This is a genomic window from Acidimicrobiales bacterium (assembly GCA_022452035.1).
Classification (GTDB): Bacteria; Actinomycetota; Acidimicrobiia; order Acidimicrobiales; family MedAcidi-G1; genus UBA9410.
The window spans coordinates 99336-115412 of the sequence record JAKURV010000002.1 but is presented as its reverse complement, the minus strand read 5'-3'; the positions used below and the strand labels follow the sequence as shown (position 1 = coordinate 115412).

At 67.0% G+C, this 16077-nt stretch carries 15 protein-coding genes; 5 read left to right on the top strand and 10 right to left on the bottom strand.

The annotated features are described in order from the left end of the window. The first annotated feature begins 39 nt into the window (after positions 1-39). On the top strand, positions 40-636 hold the full coding sequence (locus MK181_01610; protein ID MCH2418489.1) for a TetR family transcriptional regulator: 597 nt from the start codon (positions 40-42) through the stop codon (positions 634-636). Positions 637-673: 37 nt separating this feature from the next. Here MK181_01610 and MK181_01605 read toward each other — a convergent pair whose 3' ends face one another. From MK181_01605 to MK181_01595, 3 genes are read right to left on the bottom strand one after another with little or no spacing between them, the layout of a single operon-like run. After that, complete coding sequence (locus MK181_01605) at positions 674-1531, bottom strand: phytanoyl-CoA dioxygenase family protein (GenBank protein MCH2418488.1); 858 nt, start codon at positions 1529-1531, stop codon at positions 674-676. A 7-nt stretch (positions 1532-1538) separates the two neighbouring features. Next, entirely contained in the window at positions 1539-3215 is a 1677-nt protein-coding gene (locus MK181_01600) for a thiamine pyrophosphate-dependent enzyme (GenBank protein ID MCH2418487.1), read from the bottom strand. Next, the gene (locus tag MK181_01595; GenBank protein MCH2418486.1) at positions 3212-3385 is read right to left on the bottom strand and encodes a hypothetical protein; all 174 of its coding nucleotides are present in this window, start codon (positions 3383-3385) and stop codon (positions 3212-3214) included. Before MK181_01595 ends, MK181_01600 begins: the two co-directional genes overlap by 4 nt. Positions 3386-3499: 114 nt before the next feature. Here MK181_01595 and MK181_01590 point away from each other — a divergent pair, with 114 nt between their 5' ends. Next, complete coding sequence (locus MK181_01590) at positions 3500-4240, top strand: SDR family oxidoreductase (protein ID MCH2418485.1); 741 nt, start codon at positions 3500-3502, stop codon at positions 4238-4240. 40 nt (positions 4241-4280) lie between these two features. Here MK181_01590 and MK181_01585 read toward each other — a convergent pair whose 3' ends face one another. The 3 genes from MK181_01585 to MK181_01575 form a co-directional block, all read right to left on the bottom strand. Beyond that, positions 4281-5735 (bottom strand): FAD-binding oxidoreductase, encoded by a 1455-nt coding sequence (locus MK181_01585; protein MCH2418484.1) that lies wholly within the window; start codon positions 5733-5735, stop codon positions 4281-4283. Between the two features lie 87 nt (positions 5736-5822). Continuing rightward, on the bottom strand, positions 5823-7286 hold the full coding sequence (locus tag MK181_01580; GenBank protein ID MCH2418483.1) for an FAD-binding oxidoreductase: 1464 nt from the start codon (positions 7284-7286) through the stop codon (positions 5823-5825). 75 nt (positions 7287-7361) lie between these two features. After that, on the bottom strand, positions 7362-8138 hold the full coding sequence (locus MK181_01575) for a glucose 1-dehydrogenase (GenBank protein ID MCH2418482.1): 777 nt from the start codon (positions 8136-8138) through the stop codon (positions 7362-7364). 88 nt (positions 8139-8226) lie between these two features. Between MK181_01575 and MK181_01570 the strand changes: the two genes are divergently transcribed. Further along, the gene (locus MK181_01570; protein ID MCH2418481.1) at positions 8227-8787 is read left to right on the top strand and encodes a VOC family protein; all 561 of its coding nucleotides are present in this window, start codon (positions 8227-8229) and stop codon (positions 8785-8787) included. Between the two features lie 34 nt (positions 8788-8821). Here MK181_01570 and xsc read toward each other — a convergent pair whose 3' ends face one another. The 4 genes from xsc to doeA all read right to left on the bottom strand — a co-directional run bounded on the left by xsc (position 8822) and on the right by doeA (position 13956). After that, on the bottom strand, positions 8822-10588 hold the full coding sequence (gene xsc, locus MK181_01565) for a sulfoacetaldehyde acetyltransferase (GenBank protein MCH2418480.1): 1767 nt from the start codon (positions 10586-10588) through the stop codon (positions 8822-8824). Between the two features lie 94 nt (positions 10589-10682). Next, on the bottom strand, positions 10683-11489 hold the full coding sequence (locus MK181_01560; protein MCH2418479.1) for a phytanoyl-CoA dioxygenase family protein: 807 nt from the start codon (positions 11487-11489) through the stop codon (positions 10683-10685). Between the two features lie 80 nt (positions 11490-11569). Then, on the bottom strand, positions 11570-12769 hold the full coding sequence (gene argE, locus MK181_01555; GenBank protein ID MCH2418478.1) for an acetylornithine deacetylase: 1200 nt from the start codon (positions 12767-12769) through the stop codon (positions 11570-11572). Between the two features lie 2 nt (positions 12770-12771). Next, positions 12772-13956 carry an ectoine hydrolase DoeA gene (gene doeA / locus MK181_01550; protein ID MCH2418477.1) on the bottom strand — a complete coding sequence of 395 codons (1185 nt, stop codon included), beginning with the start codon at positions 13954-13956 and terminating at the stop codon, positions 12772-12774. Positions 13957-14052: 96 nt separating this feature from the next. Between doeA and MK181_01545 the strand changes: the two genes are divergently transcribed. After that, on the top strand, positions 14053-14880 hold the full coding sequence (locus MK181_01545; protein ID MCH2418476.1) for a phytanoyl-CoA dioxygenase family protein: 828 nt from the start codon (positions 14053-14055) through the stop codon (positions 14878-14880). A 23-nt stretch (positions 14881-14903) separates the two neighbouring features. Beyond that, positions 14904-16055 (top strand): Xaa-Pro peptidase family protein, encoded by a 1152-nt coding sequence (locus tag MK181_01540; GenBank protein ID MCH2418475.1) that lies wholly within the window; start codon positions 14904-14906, stop codon positions 16053-16055. Positions 16056-16077: the final 22 nt, after the last annotated feature.

The window sequence follows — 16077 nt, the reverse complement described above, 5'->3', positions numbered from 1 at the left end:
AACTGACGGGTCAGTCAGTCAGTCGATAGGATGCGGCCGGTGGAAAAGTCGCAAGGACCCGGACCGGCCGTTGAGAAGCGCCGGATCCAGATCCTTGAGGCCACCTGCACGGTGATGAGCAAGCAAGGAATCGCCTCCACTCGGGTGGGCGACGTGGCGAAGTACCTCGGGATCTCGACCGGTCTCGTCCACTACCACTTCGACACCAAGGATGAACTCCTAGCCGCCGCGTTCCGGCACGCCGCCGAAAAGGAACTAGAAGCTTTACGGCTCCTGGTGAACACCGACGGAACGCCGAGAGAACTCCTCGACATAGTGGTCGACAATTTCTTCCCAGCCAGCGGCTTCTCTAGTTGGCGACTGTGGATCGAGGGCTGGGCGGTGGCGCTGCGGTCCGAATCCTTTCGACGGACGGTCATGGAGTTGGACGAGGCGTGGGTTGAGGTTCTCGCTGACACCCTCACCAACGGTGTCGCCTCCGGGGACTTCGCCTGTGTCAACCCCAGGGACTCGGCATGGCGGCTGGCCTGCCTTATCGAGGGCTTGGCCATCCAGCAGGTGGCCCATGGCGGGGCGATCAACGACGTCGAGACGCGACGCTTGGTCGCCGACGCAATCGAGGCCGAGATCGGCTAACCCGTCGCTCGACGGAATCCGGTCGAGCGACCGGCGATCAAGCCTGGTCCTCCAGCGGACGGACGTGTCGGAGCCACAGGCCACCGCCGAGGTGCGGACGCGGGTCGTACGACCGCTGGCCGAGCAGCCGCTGTACCCGTGGCGACCGGTCGGCCAGCCCGTCGACGTGGTCGAGCGGATGGGCCTCCTCTGGCGTCAGCCAACCGACTACGAAGCTCAAGTGCAAAGCCCGTCGCCACCGTCCCGGCGTGGTGTTAGCCCCGCCCCCGTGGAGCACCTTCCCTGAGTAGACGAAGGCGTCGCCGGATTCCAGCTCGGCGGGCACCGTCTCGACGTCGAACTCGTAGACGTTTAACTCTGGCCAGCGGTGGCTCCCGGGCACGCATCTCGTGGCCCCTAGCTCTTCGGTCACCTCCTCCAGCCCGATCATGGCGCTGATCGTCACCTCAGGCGTGTCGGGCCATGTCGGCGCCATGTGCTGGAACCAGTTGTCGGCGTCCCGATGCAGAACCTGGGCGGTTTCGCCGGGGCCGATGTACATGACCTGGGAAGTGTTCACCCAATAGGAACCGCAGTTGGGCAACAGCACGGCATCGGCCAGCGCCGTGTAGACCTCATTCTCTAGGAGGTCGAAGAAGGCGTCGGTGAGCAGACCCAGGCTCGAAAAGCGTTTGGTGTTCTTTCCAACGAAGAACGTCCCCTCCTCCCCCATGCCCTGGTCGGCCGACCCCGGTACAACACCTTCGGCGTGGAGGTCAGCTGCCTCCCTGATGGCATTGATGACAGGTTGTTCGACCATCTCCTCGACGACCAGCCCACCGTCAGCGTCGAACGCCTCGAGCATGTCGGTCACCGGGGCGGTAGCCGGGAAGCGACATAGGGGTTTGGAATCCATGGCCCGATCATTCCCTTCCGTCGGCGCGGCGTGCGTCCTGGACAGTAAGGCGGGGGGTGAGCTGCTCGGCAGTTGTCACGAGGTGCAGGAGTGCGCCGGTGACCGAGGCCAGCGCCCGCTCGAAGGCTGGTGCGAACTGGTCGGTCCGGTCAACCCGTTCAGCGTGCATGCCGTAGGCGCTGGCCAGGGCAACGAAGTCGGGATTCATGAGATCAGTGGCCGAAACGCGACCCGGATGGTGGAATTCCTGGTGCATCCGGATGGTGCCCCACGAGGAGTTGTCCACGACCAGAACCACCGGCAGGGCGCCTGCCTGGACGGCCGTCCCCAGTTCCGGGAACGTCATCTGGACGTCGCCGTCCCCGGCGAAACAGACGACGGTCCGGTCCGGGTCGACCACCTTGGCGGCGACGGCTGCCGGAAGGCCGTAGCCCATGGTGCCGTTCTGGGGGGCCAGGAGCCGGGCCCCAGGTCCGTAGAGCAGAAACTTGTTAGGCCACACCGAGAAGTTGCCAGCCCCGTTGGTCACCACCACGTCATCCGGTAAGCGGTCCCGTAGCCAGGCCGTCACCTCTCCGAGATCTAGGTCGCCAAGCTGCGGTGGGCAATCCAGGGTGGCCAAAAAGGCGTCCCGCCGATCAGACCGCCACCCCACCCACCGGGAGCTGTCCACCGGTGTGGCGGCCAGGGCCCGGGCGGCGGCGTTGGGACCGGCGTGGACGGGTACCTCGGCTCGGACCACCTTGCCGAACTCGAACGCCGAGGCGTGAATATGGGCGATGCGCTGTCCGGCATCCGTGCCGTCGGTCCCAAATAGCGTGTAGCCGCCTGTGGTCATCTCGCCGAACCGGCAGTTCAGAGCCAGCACCACGTCGGCCCCGGCCAGCGTCTCCCGGACAGCCGGTGGCATCCCCACCCCGGCCTCACCGCAGTAGTGATCGTCGGTGTTGTCAAACAGGTCGTGGCGGCGGAACGACACCACGACCGGCAGGTCAGCGCGGCAGGCGAAGGCGGACAGCGACTCGCGCCCGTCGGCCGTCCAACCCCCTCCGCCCACTAGTAGAACGGGCCGCTCGGCATCAGACAGGAGGTCTCCTACAGCGGTCATGTCGGCCAGGGGCGGATCTCGCTCGATCACCTCCACCGGCGGTCTGGGTCCTGCTGTAGCCGCCTCGCGCAGTATGTCCTCAGGGAGCGCCACGACGACAGGGCCCGGTCGGTCGGCCTGGGCAACGGTGAATGCCGCCTCGACTACCCGCGGAAGATCGTCTGGGTCGTCGACCTCGACGACCCACTTGGCCAGGTCATCAAAGAACGACGTGTATTCGACTTCCTGGAAGGCCTCCAGGCCCCGGTGGCCACGACCCACCTGGCCGACGAACAGAACCAGGGGCGTGGAGCTCTGGTCGGCGGTGTGGATCCCTACCGAGGCGTTGGCGGCACCAGGGCCGCGGGTCACGAAGCAGATGCCGGTTCGTCCGGTAAGCCGAGCCCAAGCTTCGGACATGTAGGCCGCGCCGCCTTCGTGGCGACAGGCCACGAACCGTAGGCGGTCCCCGACGTCGTGAAGAGCGTCCAGCACGGCCAGGTAGCTCTCACCTGGCACCCCGAAGGCCGTGTCGACGCCCTGGGCCAGCAGGCAGTCGACTAGTAGCCGCCCGCCGTTCTGGCTGGTGCCGGTCACCGGTCGCCGGTCGGGCGCCCACGCCCGGCAAGGAACACCGCGCAGGCGGCAAGGAAGAGAACCGAGCCGACGGTAAACAACAAGTCACCGGCTCGGACCGACGCCAACACAAACACCACGGCAGAAGCCAGGAATAGCCACCAGGTCAGGGCCTCGCTGTCAATGTGCACGGGCCACAGCCTGCCAGTTGACCCTCCCGGACGGCGACGCCGGAGCGTCGGGGAACTACCGTCCGCCCGACGGTCCGGTGTCGGGGACCGCACGGCCCGGAGGAGGGGCCCACCGTGGACCTCGGAATCGAAGGACGGACGGCGCTGGTCACTGGCGCTTCGAGCGGCCTGGGGCTGGCCTCGGCCCGTGCCCTGGCCGCCGAAGGGGTGCGGGTAGCACTGGTATCCCGATCGGCTGAACGGTTGGCCGCCGCGGCCTCCACGGTGGACGGAGATCCGGTCACCCTCACCGCCGACCTTTCCGACGACGCCTCCGTGGACGCCATGCTGGCCGAGGCCGTCGAGGTGCTCGGCTTCGTCGACATCCTGGTGGCTAATGCCGGTGGTCCCCCGCCTGGCACCTTTGAGTCCACCGACCTGGACCTGTACCCGGCGGCCCTGCAGTTGAACCTGTTGGCCCACGTGCGCATGTGCAAGGCCCTTATTCCTCCCATGAGGGAGCGGGGCTGGGGCCGCGTGGTGGCTATCACGTCGGCCACTGTCCGCGAGCCGTCAGCGATGCTGATGCTGTCCAACACTGCCCGGGCCGGCCTGACTGGCTTCCTGAAGACCACGGCCACCGAGGTGGCCAGGGATGGCGTGACGGTTAATTCGGTCCAGCCGGGACTGCACGCCACCGGTCGCCTCAAGGAGATATACCAGGACCTGGACGCGGTGGCCGCCTCCCATCCCATGGGCCGGATCGGTGATCCGGCCGACTTCGGCCGGGTTGTGGCCTTCTTGTGCTCGGAGACGGCTAACTACATCAGCGGCACGGGACTACCCGTGGAGGGTGGCTCGCTTTCTGCCTCCTGACCGCTTTTAGCTACAGCAGTCAGCCACCGTTGGCGCGCGGTCACCCGGGTCCTTCCTTCCACGGCGGTGCCGAGTGGGCGCCCCGGCCCGGGTTGAACAGGTCGTCGGGGTCCAGGGCCTCCTTGACTCTCCGCATCATGTCCAGTTCGACGGTCGACTTCTGGCCGGCCACTCGGCTCAGGAGGTCCTGGCCGACGCCATGTTCGGCACTGACCGTCCCTCCCATTTCCCAAAGGAGAGAGTCAATGGCCCGGGTTGCCTCGACGATCAGGTCGGGTTGGAGCCGGCTGCCCCTCTCCAGGGACTCAAGCACGTACATGTGGAGATTCCCATCGCCCAGGTGCCCGAAGGAGAAGACCACGGTTTCTGGCCCGCATAGGTCATGGGCGATGACTTCGGCCCGCCGCTGGAACTCAGCCACCCGGTCGATGGGGACCGCGGCGTCGAACTTGGCTCCCTTAGCGTCGAAGAGCGTCTCGGGCGGGAGTTCGTCGCGCAGCAACCACAGGTTCTCTTCCTGGGCAGCCGTGTCGGCAACCACTGCGTCCAGGATCAGACCGGCTTCGACGGCTGCGGACAGGAAGGTCAGGGCGGTTTCATCAACCGGGCTGCTGCCGCTGAACCGGGCCAGCAGATACCACTCGGCCTGGGTCTCGAGTGGTCGGACGACACCCAGAGCCTCGACGGTACCGGCTACGCCGCTCTCTGGAACCAACTCGAACGCCGTTAGGCCACCGTGGTCCAGCGCACAGGCCCGGGCGTAGAGGTCGTTGACATGGTCGAGGTCGGCCAGCGCCGCGAAGAGGGTTCTGTGGTGGTCCTGTCGGGGGAAGAGCTTGAGGATGGCGCGGGTCACCACCCCCAGAGTGCCCTCACCGCCGATGAACAGGTGCTTGAGGTCGTAGCCGGTGTTGTCCTTCCGAAGGGCCCGCAGCCCATCGAATACCTCACCGTCAGCGAGCACCGCCTCCAGACCCAGCACGCTGTCCCGGGTCGGGCCGTACCGCAGGACGTTCAGCCCTCCAGCGTTGGTGGAGATGGCTCCTCCTACGGTGGCCGTGCCTCGGGCACCCCAGTCCATGCCTAAATGCCGGTCCACCGCGGCGGCGGCCTGCTGGACCTGTTCGATGGTGCACCCCGCCTCGACGGTGATGGTGAACCGAGCCGGGTCCACCGAGGTGATCCGGTTCAAGCGTGAGGTCGACAGCAGTACCGACGGTCGGTAGTCGGTGGGGACCGAACCACCGGACAGCGAGGTGTGGCCACCCTGGGTGACGACGGCGACCCCGGCCGCCGCGCAGGCCCGGACGACGTCTCGTAGGTCTTCCACCGTGTCGGGGCGCGCGATGAGGACCGGAACGCCGGAATAGGCGCCCCGGTAGTCGACGGTCAACTGGGGGGCGTCCGCCGGGTCCAGCCAGCCACCAGAACCCAGGAGGTCGCGCAGCTCGTCGGCCAGCGCCACCAGCTGGTCGGTGGGTAGGTCGTCGGACACTGGCGCATGGTAGGCGAGCTCCTCGGAACACCGTCTTCCGTAGCTGGATGCCCTGAAGGCAGTCGCTGAGGGCCGACCCTCGGGGTCCTAAACCCAGGGGGAGTTGGAGTTCCGGTCGCCGAACGTGGTGCCGTCGGCGTAGCGGCCGAGCGTGAACGGCCGCAGTTCTTCGGGCTTCTCCCCGTGGACCAGCATCGACGCCGTGAGCCGGCCCACACCGATCATCTTGAAGCCATGGTTTGAGTCGGCGATGACGAAGGCATTCTCGGCCAGGTGGTCGAATATGGGCACGTTGTCGGGGGTGAAGGCGCCGATCCCGCCGTTGCGGCGCTGTTTGAAGTGTGGCAGCAGGTCCTCAAAGCGCTCGAAGAGCATCCCGAGTGTCCGGCAGTAGTACTCGGCGAACCAATCATCGGCCTGGTAGTCGTCGTTGAGGTGGCCATACGGGTCGGCGTTCGCCTCGGGGCCCATGTTGACCGGAATGGTCCCGCCCTGGAGCCCTGGTGCCCCCACCCGCTCAGCGGCATACCGGGTGTAGGTGTACACGTAGTCCTGGATCACCTCGCCGTCGTCGCCGTGGACGGGTGTGTTCATCAGCTCGACGTGGAGGACCGGGCCGTCCTTACCGTCGGCGGTGCGGTAGTCGACTCCCGGGGGAAGGAAGACCTCGCCCTCTAAGAGGCGCCAGTAGGTCCACATGTCGATGCCCGTCTCGAGGTGGCCGTCGGGGTAGGTGACGTCCAGGACGGACGGCCCGCCCAGCCACGCCCAATGCTGGGGCGTCCACGCCCCGGCTCCCACGACCACCTGGTCGGTCTCGATACGCCCCGCCGTGGTCTCTACGGCGACGACCGAACCTGAGGCGTCTAGGTCGTAGCCGGTGACGGCCACCCCGTAAACCCGCCGCACCCCCCACTGGCGGGCCTTCTGATCGAGACCCCACATGACCATGTGGGTACCGGCATAGCCGGAGCGGTGCTCGTGGAGGACTACATCGCAGTTCTCAGTCTTGAAGTCGGGCCACAAGCTCTTCAGGAATCGGTGGGCGTCGGCCCCCGTGTAGAGGTCAGACGGGTAGCCGCTAGCTACCTGCGACTCGTTTACCTTTACGTAGTCCTCGGCCTGGTTCTCCTCGCCGATCGATACGTAGCCGACCTGCTGGAACCCAAAGTTGACGGGATCGGACTCCCATACCTCGACGCTGGCCCGGAGGATGGCGTGGAGCGGTTCGGTCATGTAGAGGTTCCGCACACAGCCGCAGGCCAGGCCGGTGGCGCCGGCACCCGGGCCCGCCTTATCGATGAGGACCACGTCGCTGCCCGATCCCTTTCCTGTGCGCTCTAGTTCCCTGGCCAGGTGATAGGCGGTGGACAGGCCGTGTATCCCGGCCCCTACCACCACGTAACGAGCCGAGGCGGGCAGAGTCGCCACGTCGTGGAGGGGTACGACAGGGGGGTTCTGCAGCACGCCTTCGACGGTGGCCGGGACCGGTCGGTCCATGAACGGGTACCACTGGTTCTGCCCCTTCGCGGGCCGGCCGATATCCACCACGTCGTCGCTCCTCGTTCCGGTCCGTCCGGCAGTACCGGGCGGGTCGGCACTGCTCGCTGCAGTCTGGTACCCGGCTCAGCCCGTTCCGTACACGGCGCCGCCATCCACCTTGAGCACCGAGCCCGTCGTGAACGATGCGGCGTCCGATGCCAGGTACAGGGCTGCCCCCACGATCTCGTCGACCTTTCCGGCCCGCTGGAGGGCTAGGCGCTCGCGGAACCCCTCGTGAGCGCTGGCCGGCCAGTGGGTGGAGACGTCGGTGAGGAACGGTCCGGGCTGTAGGCAGTTGACCCGAACAGTCGGGCCGTAGGCCCGGGCGAACGACTCGGTCAGCGAATGCACCCCGGCCTTGGCTGCCCCGTAGATGGCCTCCACGGGAGTGGGAGCCGAGGCCGAGACGGAGCTCACGTTGATGATGGCGCCGCCGCCCGCCTCGACCATGCGGGATCCGAAGGTGGACGACAGCCGGAAGGTTCCCCGTAGGTTGACGGCCATCGTCTTGTCGAACAGGGCCTCTCCGACCTCGACCAGCGATGGGTAGAGCGGGGAGCTGCCGGCGTTGTTGACCAGCACGTCGCACCGTCCGAACTCGGCGTACACGGCCTCGGTGAGGGCGTCGCACTGCGCCCAGTCACCGACGTGGCAGGCCACCGGCAGGGTCCGGCGGCCGGTGGCCGTCGAGACCTCTTTGGCAACCTTCACGCAGGCGTCCATCTTGCGGCTGGCCACCACCACGTCGGCGCCACAGCGGGCGAATGCCTCGACCATGGCCTGGCCCAGCCCCCGACTGCCGCCGGTCACCACTACCACCCTGTCGGTGAAATCGGTGAGTTGCTGTTCGGGTGTCGTCATGTCGGCACTTTGGTTGGGGGTTGGACGGTACGAGTCTGGCAGCGCCTCGGCTGGGGTCTGAACCGGGCCCCGTCTAGGGTCGGCTTCCATGGTCGACGACCGGGGGCAGAAGGGCCACGGGTTCGAGGTCCGGGGTATCAATCATCTGGCCCTGGTCTGCCGTGACATGGCAGCCACCGTGGCCTTTTACGAGGGCATCCTGGGTATGCCACTCACCAAGACCATCGAGTTGGGCGGCGGAGCGGGCCAGCACTTCTTCTTCGACTGCGGTAACGGGAACTCAGTGGCCTTCTTCTGGTTCCCTGACGCACCACCGGCCGCCCCGGGGGTGTCGATGCCGGCCGACCGGCCGGACCGGGGGGCCATCCACTCGGCCCACGGCTCGATGAACCACGTGGCCTTCCACGTGCCGGCCTCCGACATCGACGGCTATGTGGACCGGCTCCGAGCCGCCGGCGTGGAGTGCTCGGAGGTCATGAACCATGACGACTCCGAGTGGGGGGTGGCCCGCGATGTGCACGATGGGGTGTTCGTGCGCTCCGTCTATTTCCGGGACCCCGATGGGATCCTGCTGGAATTCGCCGCCTGGACCCGTGAACTCGACCCCGGGGACGTTTCCCACAAGCCGGCCCAGGCGACCGGGATCTGAGTTTCGACACGGGCCGTGGGCCCGAAGAGTCCAATCAGACGAAGTCGGCGTACTGCTCGAGGTGGCGCACCGGCGTGGACAGGGCGTCCTTCCGGAACGGGTCGCCAAGTTCCTTGGTGCACATGATCTCTATGACCGTGGTCCTGCCCTCGTTCATCTGGGCGTCGATCGCCGCCGACATCGTCGGGCCGACGTCTTCGAGTTGGTCCACCTGGACCCCTTCGGCGCCCATGGCCCGGGCGATCTCGGCGTAGTTCTCGCCACCGTCCAACTCGCCGGCTACGAACCGTCGACCGTAGAAGTCGACCTGGTTCTTCTTCTCGGCTCCCCACTGGCGGTTGTGGAACACCACCGCGGTAACCGGGATGTTGTGGCGAACGGCTGTCATGACTTCCACCATGCTCATGGCCCAAGCACCGTCGCCGGCGTACGAGAGCGCTGGACGGTCGGGGGCGGCCGCCTTGGCACCGATGATGGTCGGCAGGGCGTAGCCACAGTTTCCCCAACTCATGGCTGCGAAGAACGAGCGGGGCTCGTCGAACCGCAGATAGCTGTTGGCCACCGAGTTGATGTTGCCGATGTCGGTCGAGACCATGGCCCGGGCCGGCATGGCCTTCTCGAGCTCGCGAAGGACCTGGCGGGGGTGTAGCCAGTTGCCCTCCTCGTCGATGGCCTCCTTGATCATGTCGATGCTGAAGTCGTCGGTTTCATGCGTCCACTCGTCCAGCTCGTCCTCCCAGGCCTTCTTCTCCGTCGCCATACGGTCGGCACGTTCGTCGCGGCTGGTGTCACAGGCCAGGGTGCGATCGGCTAGGCGGTCGGTCAGGGCTCGTGCCGCCGCTCCGGCGTCGCCGCAGATGCCCACGGAGATCTTCTTGACCAAGCCCAGCATCTTGTGGTCGGCGTCGACCTGGATGATCTTGGCGTCGGCGGGCCAGTAGTCCATCTCGTGTTGGGGAAGCGTGCCGAACGGACCGAGCCGCGTGCCGAGGGCCAGTACCACGTCAGCCCCTGAGATGAGCTTCATGGCCGCCTTGGACCCCTGGTAGCCCAGCGGGCCGCACCACTGCGGATGGCTGGCTGGGAAGGAGTCGTTATGCAGGTAGCTGTTAACCACCGGGCAGCCCAGCCGCTCAGCCAGGACGATGGCGTCGGCCACCGCGTCGCCCATGACCACGCCGCCGCCCGAAACCATGACCGGGAACTCAGCGTTGGCCAGCATCTCGGCCGCCGCGTCCAAGCTGTCGTCACCGCCCGGGCCTCGATCTAAAACCATCGGCTCGGCGATCTCGACGTCGATCTCGCCGTAGAACCGGTCCCGGGGGATGTTCAGCTGGGTGGGGCCGATCTCGGACATGGCCCGGTCGAAGCACCGTGCTGTGATCTCGGCCATCCGGTTCTCGTTGACGATGTGGCCCTGGTACTTGGTGAACTCCTGGAACATGGGGAGTTGGTTGGCCTCCTGGAAGCCACCCAGGCCAATGCCCATCGTCCCGGTCTCCGGGGTCACGATGACCACCGGGCTATGGGCCCAGAAGGCCGCCGCAATGGCTGTCACGCAGTTGGAGATCCCGGGGCCGTTCTGGCCGATGACCACGCCGTGACGGCCGCTAACTCGGGCATAGCCGTCGGCCATGTGGGCGGCACCCTGTTCGTGCACCACCGGGATCAGGCGGATCCCGGCCGGAGTAAAGATGTCCATGGCGTCCATGAAGGCCGAGCCCATGATGCCGAAGGTGGTGGTGACGCCGTTGGCCACCATCGTCTCGACGAAGGCCTCGCTGGGGGTCATGCGGGTCATGGGAATGCTCCTGTGGGTTCCGGAATTCGGTGTGGCGGCGGACGGGACCGCCTCCGGCCCGCCACGGCGGGTCTCGATCACTGTGAGTGAGAGCCTATAACTGAACTGTGAGACTTTCTAGTCCTGGAGTGCGGTATCCGTCGTCGCGCCACAGCACCGGGAAGTGGACCTCGTCCATGTCGTCGACGTCCGGGCGGGCGTACCGGGAGTAGATGGGCCCGTTGCCCTCCTCGAAGCCTGGCCGGTGGAACCGGGCCTCACTGCTACCGCAGTGCAGCACCAGAACCCGGCGGTGGACGTCAGACCGGTTGGGGGCCGACCCGTGCCACGTCCAGCCGTGGTGAAACGACCCTCCCCCGGCCGGAACTTCGACGGGCACCACGTCGGACGCCACGCCCTCGGCAGCGGCCGCCGCCTCCATCGGGTCCCGATGGTCGTCCGGGGCGTGGAACTGCATAAAAGGGTTGCCGTCCGTCGACCACCGGTGTGACCCCCGGGCGAATTCCACCGTCCCCCCGACCGCTGCCGTCGGGTCCAGGGCGATCCAGCAGGTGGCCATCTCCTGCGGCCGGTACCAGGCGAGGTAGGCGTTGTCCCGGTGGAAGCCCACTGACCGGGCGCCGGGCGGCTTCCACAGCAGGTTGTCTTGAATGATCCGGGCTCCGGGCCAACCGGCCAGGCGGGCCAGCACCTCTCCGATGCGCTCGGAGAGGACCACCGAGGCGACCAGCCGGTCGGCCTTCCAGCCGTTGCAGATCTGGCGGGTCAGCGTGGGGTCTCCCGACCCGTCCTGCCAGTTGACCTCGTCGGGCGCCACCCCAGTCTCGAACACGCCACGGAACAGGCGGTCGAACCGCTCGTGGAGCGGGCTCAGGACGTGTTCGGGAATCAGGCGTTCCACGGTGACGAAACCGTCGGCATGGAAAGCCGTTTCCAGACCCGGGTCGAAAATCGGTGGAACCACGGTCTCGTCGAGCCTGCTCAGCGGGCGAGGTGTCCGCCCAAGCGGGCCAACAGGGCCAGACAGACTTCAAGGTCGGCCACCTCGACGAACTCGTCCGGCCGGTGAGCCACGCCTATGTCCCCCGGGCCCCAGAGCACCGCCGGGATGCCGGCTGCCTGGAACAACCCCGCCTCGGTTCCGTAGGCCACCACGTCCACCGGCAGGGTGCCGCCGTTCGCCGCTACCTCGTCGGCCAGCAGGACCCGCACAAGGTCAAGGGCCGGCGAGGCGTCCCGCCACTCCAAGCCATCGATCTCGCAGACCACGTCGGTTCGGATGGAGGCCTCGGGGTGCACAGCCCGCATCTCGTCGAGCAGGGCGGTCTCTACGGCCGCCATATGTTCCTTGACGAACGAAGTGTCCGAAGCCTGGACGGGGCGCATCTCCCAATCGAACCAGCACCGGTCGGCGACCACGCATCGTCCCTGCCCGCCACTGATCGTCCCCACGTTAAAGGTGGTCGACGGCGGGTCGTAGGGGCTGGGATCGGGTGCCCGGTTGGCCAGATCGTCGGCCAGGCCCAACAGACCGGAGATCCAGCGCGAGGCGTGGTGCACGGCGCTGACTGCCTCAGCGGGGGCCGAACTGTGACCGTTCATTCCCGTCACCATGGTGCGGTACTCGTAACAGCCCTTGTGGGCGCCCACGGTCCGCAACCCAGTCGGTTCGCCGATGATGGCCGCCGACGGCCGGACGCCTCGCTCCACCAGGTCGGCCAGCAGGATCGGTGCCCCGTGGAAGCCGTCCTCCTCGTCGAAGGTCAACGCCACGTGGATCGGCACCGTCAGATCCAGTTCCGCGTATATGGGGGCCATGGCCAGGACGCAGGCCACAAACCCCTTCATGTCGGCCGTTCCTCGGCCGTAGACCCGGCCGTGGCGGCGGTCAGCGGTGAACGGCGGCGTGGTCCAGTCCGCCGGGTCTACCGGGACGACGTCCGAGTGCCCCGAAAGGACCACCCCACCATTGATGTTGGGACCGATGGTGGCGAACAGGTTGGCCTTCGTGCCGCTGTCGTCGTGGGTGAGGACCACGGACGCTCCGAGGGCCTCCAGGCGGTCCTGGACGTCGCTGATCAGGTCCAGATTCGGGGTCAGAGCCACGGTGTCGTAGGCGATCAGAACGTCGAGGAGATCCAGGGCTTCGTCGACCGGTACCGGCACCACACTCCCGGCCATCCTCAGCCCTTCACGTAGATGGCCCGGGGGACATCGGCCAGCGCCTCGGCTGGACCGTCCTCGGTGATCACGATGCTCTCGGTGATCTCCAGTCCCCAGGTGTCCATCCAGAGGCCCGGCATGAAGTGGAATGTCATACCGGGCTGGAGAACCGTCTCGTCGGTGGTCCGAAACGAGATGGTCCGCTCCCCCCAGTCCGGCGGATAGCTGATCCCGATCGGGTAGCCACAGCGGCCCTCCTTGTGGAAGCCGGCGGCCTCCATGGTGGCGTAGAAGTCGGTGGCCACGTCTTTTGCCCGGTTTCCGGCCCGGGCGGCAGCAAGCCCGGCATCGAGTCCGTTCAGTACCGCCTTCTCGGCCCGGCGCATGTCGTCAGGCGGGGTCCCGAGGAACGTGGTGCGACATAGGGGCAACTGGTAGCGCCGATAGGCGCCGGCGATCTCGAAGAATGTCCCCTCTCCGACCTTCAGTGGCTTGTCGTCCCAGGTCAGGTGGGGCGCCGACGCGTCAGCGCCGGTGGGCATCATGGGGACGAAGGCCGGATAGTCACCACCGAACTCTTCAGTACCTGAGACTCCGGTGGCGTAGATCTCGGCCACCAGATCGCATTTGCGCATGCCCGGCTGGATGACGTCGCGGATGCGGGCGTGCATGCGCTCCACAATCCGGGCGCCGCGGCGCATGTACTCCAGTTCCCGGTCGGACTTCACGCCCCGCTGCCAGTTCACAAGTGCTGTGGCGTCCAGCACCTCGGCGTCGGGTAGGCCAGCGCACAGGTGTTGGTGGGCGGCAGCCGAGTAGTAGTAGTTGTCGAGCTCGACGCCAACGCGGGCTGATCCGTGGCCCATCCCGTCCAGCAGGCCGGCCAGTTGACCAAAGGCGTGCCGTTCGGTGGACATGACATGGTCGTCCGAGTAGTCGAGGATTTGAGCCTCGTCCATATAGACGGTGCGCCGGGCCCCGTTGGCGTCCATGCGCCGGCCCCACCACCAGGGCTCCCCGTCGTGGGTCACGACCACGGCCTGCGGCGTGTAGAACGACCAGCCGTCATAGCCGGTAAGCCATGACATATTCGACGGATCGGCGGCCACCAGGACCTCAATCCCCCGGGCCTCCATCGACGCCCGCACCTTGGTTAGACGGTCGGCGTACTCCTGACGACTGAACGGCAGGTCCACGTCCGGCATCGGTGCTCCTTTGGGCTAGCAGCGTTGTGCGGGACACCCTGCCCCGAGTCCGTGGAGGCTAGATCGGGGACACGGGCGGATCTAGCGTCCCGTCCCGTGCCTGTACTCTCCGACAAACAGGTGGTCCACTACCAGGACCACGGGTGGGTGGCCCCGGTCGACGTCCTCTCCGAGGAGGAGGCGGCCGGCTTGCTTGCCGCCTTGGAAAGCGCCGAGGTCCGGTACCCGGACGACCTGCACGGGGGCCATCGCAATAACGCCCACCTGGTGCTGCCGTTCCTGGCCGACCTCGCCCTCCACCCGGTGATCCTCGATTGCGCTGCCGCCCTTGTCGACCGGCCCACGGCACTGCTCAACTCGGTGCTGTTCATCAAGGAACCAGACAGCGCAGCCCATGTGAGCTGGCACCAGGACGCGACCTACATGGGTGTCGACTCCGCCGACCTAGTCACCGCCTGGGTGGCCCTGACGTCGAGCACCGCGGAGAGTGGTTGTGTGTCCGTGGCGTCGGGCACCCACCGGGACGGCATCCAACCCCATGTGGATCAGTTCGGACCCGACAACATCCTGACCCGGGGCCAGTACGTCGACGGAATCGACGAGGCCACCACCGTGGACGTGGAACTCCGACCGGGCCAGATGTCGCTCCACCATCCCCACCTAGTCCACGGTTCCCGTCCCAACAGCAGCACAGACCGGCGAGTCGGGGTGGCATTCCAGTCCTACGTCGGGGCCGAGGTCCGTCCCAGCCGAGGCGAGCACCACGTCCTTCCGGTTGGTCCAGGGCCCGTCGATCCCTCTTTCACCGTGGTCCCCCGTCCGATCGGTGAGTGCACGGCTGAGGGACGGGCTGTGCGAGCGGCGGCCAACGCCGCCCTGTCCGATGTGCTCTACCACGGCAGCGCCGAGCGCCGCCCCTACTGACCGACGAGACCCGAGGGAACCCAGTGCCCATCCACTTCACCCCCGAGGAGATGCAGGACCGTAAGGACCGCACGGCCCGCGCCATCGCGGCGTCCGGCCTCGATGCTCTGCTCATGTTCAAGCAGGAGTCGATGTATTGGCTGACCGGCTACGACACGTTCGGGTTCTCCAGCTTTCAGTGCATGGCCATGACCGCCGACGGCCGGATTGCCCTGTTGAACCGAGCGCCCGACCGGGGGACCGCCGCCTACACCTCCGACGTCACCGACGTCCGCGTCTACGTAGACGTTGACGGCATGGATCCGACAGTCGACCTCCGCGAGATGCTGGCCGACCTAGGACTCGCGGGCTCGCGAGTGGGCATCGAGCTCGACTCCTACGGGCTGCGGGCCATCCACTGGCGGATGCTGGAGGCCAAGCTCGACGGCTTCCTGGCCTGGACCGATGCCTCAACGCTGGTCCAGGAACTGCGGCGGGTGAAGAGCCCGCAGGAACTGGCCTATACGAGGCGGGCGGCCGAACTAGCCGACGACGCCTGGGACGTAGCCATCGACCTGGCTGGCGTCGGGGTCTCCGAGGCCCGGATCCTGGCCGATATGCAGGGTGCCGTACTGGGCGGTGGTGGCGACTACGCCGGCAACGAGATGATCATCGGCTCGGGACCGGGGGCGCTGATGGTCCGGTACGTCACCGGCCGGCGCCAACTCGACCCGATGGACCAGCTCACGCTGGAGTGGTGCGGGGTGGAACGTCGCTACCACGCAGCGATGATGCGGACCCTGCTGGTCGGAGAGGCCTCGCCGGAGCACCGGACCATGCACGCTGCCTGCCACGAGGCCCTGCTGGCCTGCGAGGAGGCGGTCCGACCGGGCGCCACCCTGGGCGAGGTGTTCACCACCCACGCCCGAGTCCTGGACGGTGCCGGCTACCAGAAGCACCGCCTCAACGCCTGTGGCTACGGCATGGGTGCCGTCTACGCCCCGGTATGGACGGACTGGCCAATGATCTATGAGGGCAACCCACTGGTCTTCCAGCCGGGCCACGTGTTCTTCCTCCACATGATCCTGCTGGACTTCGACGCCGGCCGGGCCATGACGCTGGGCCACTCGGTGGTGGTGACCGACGACGGCTGCAAGCGGCTCAGCCGCTCCGACCTGGACCTGGTCGTCCGCTAGCGGCGGGGCCTCAAACCACCAG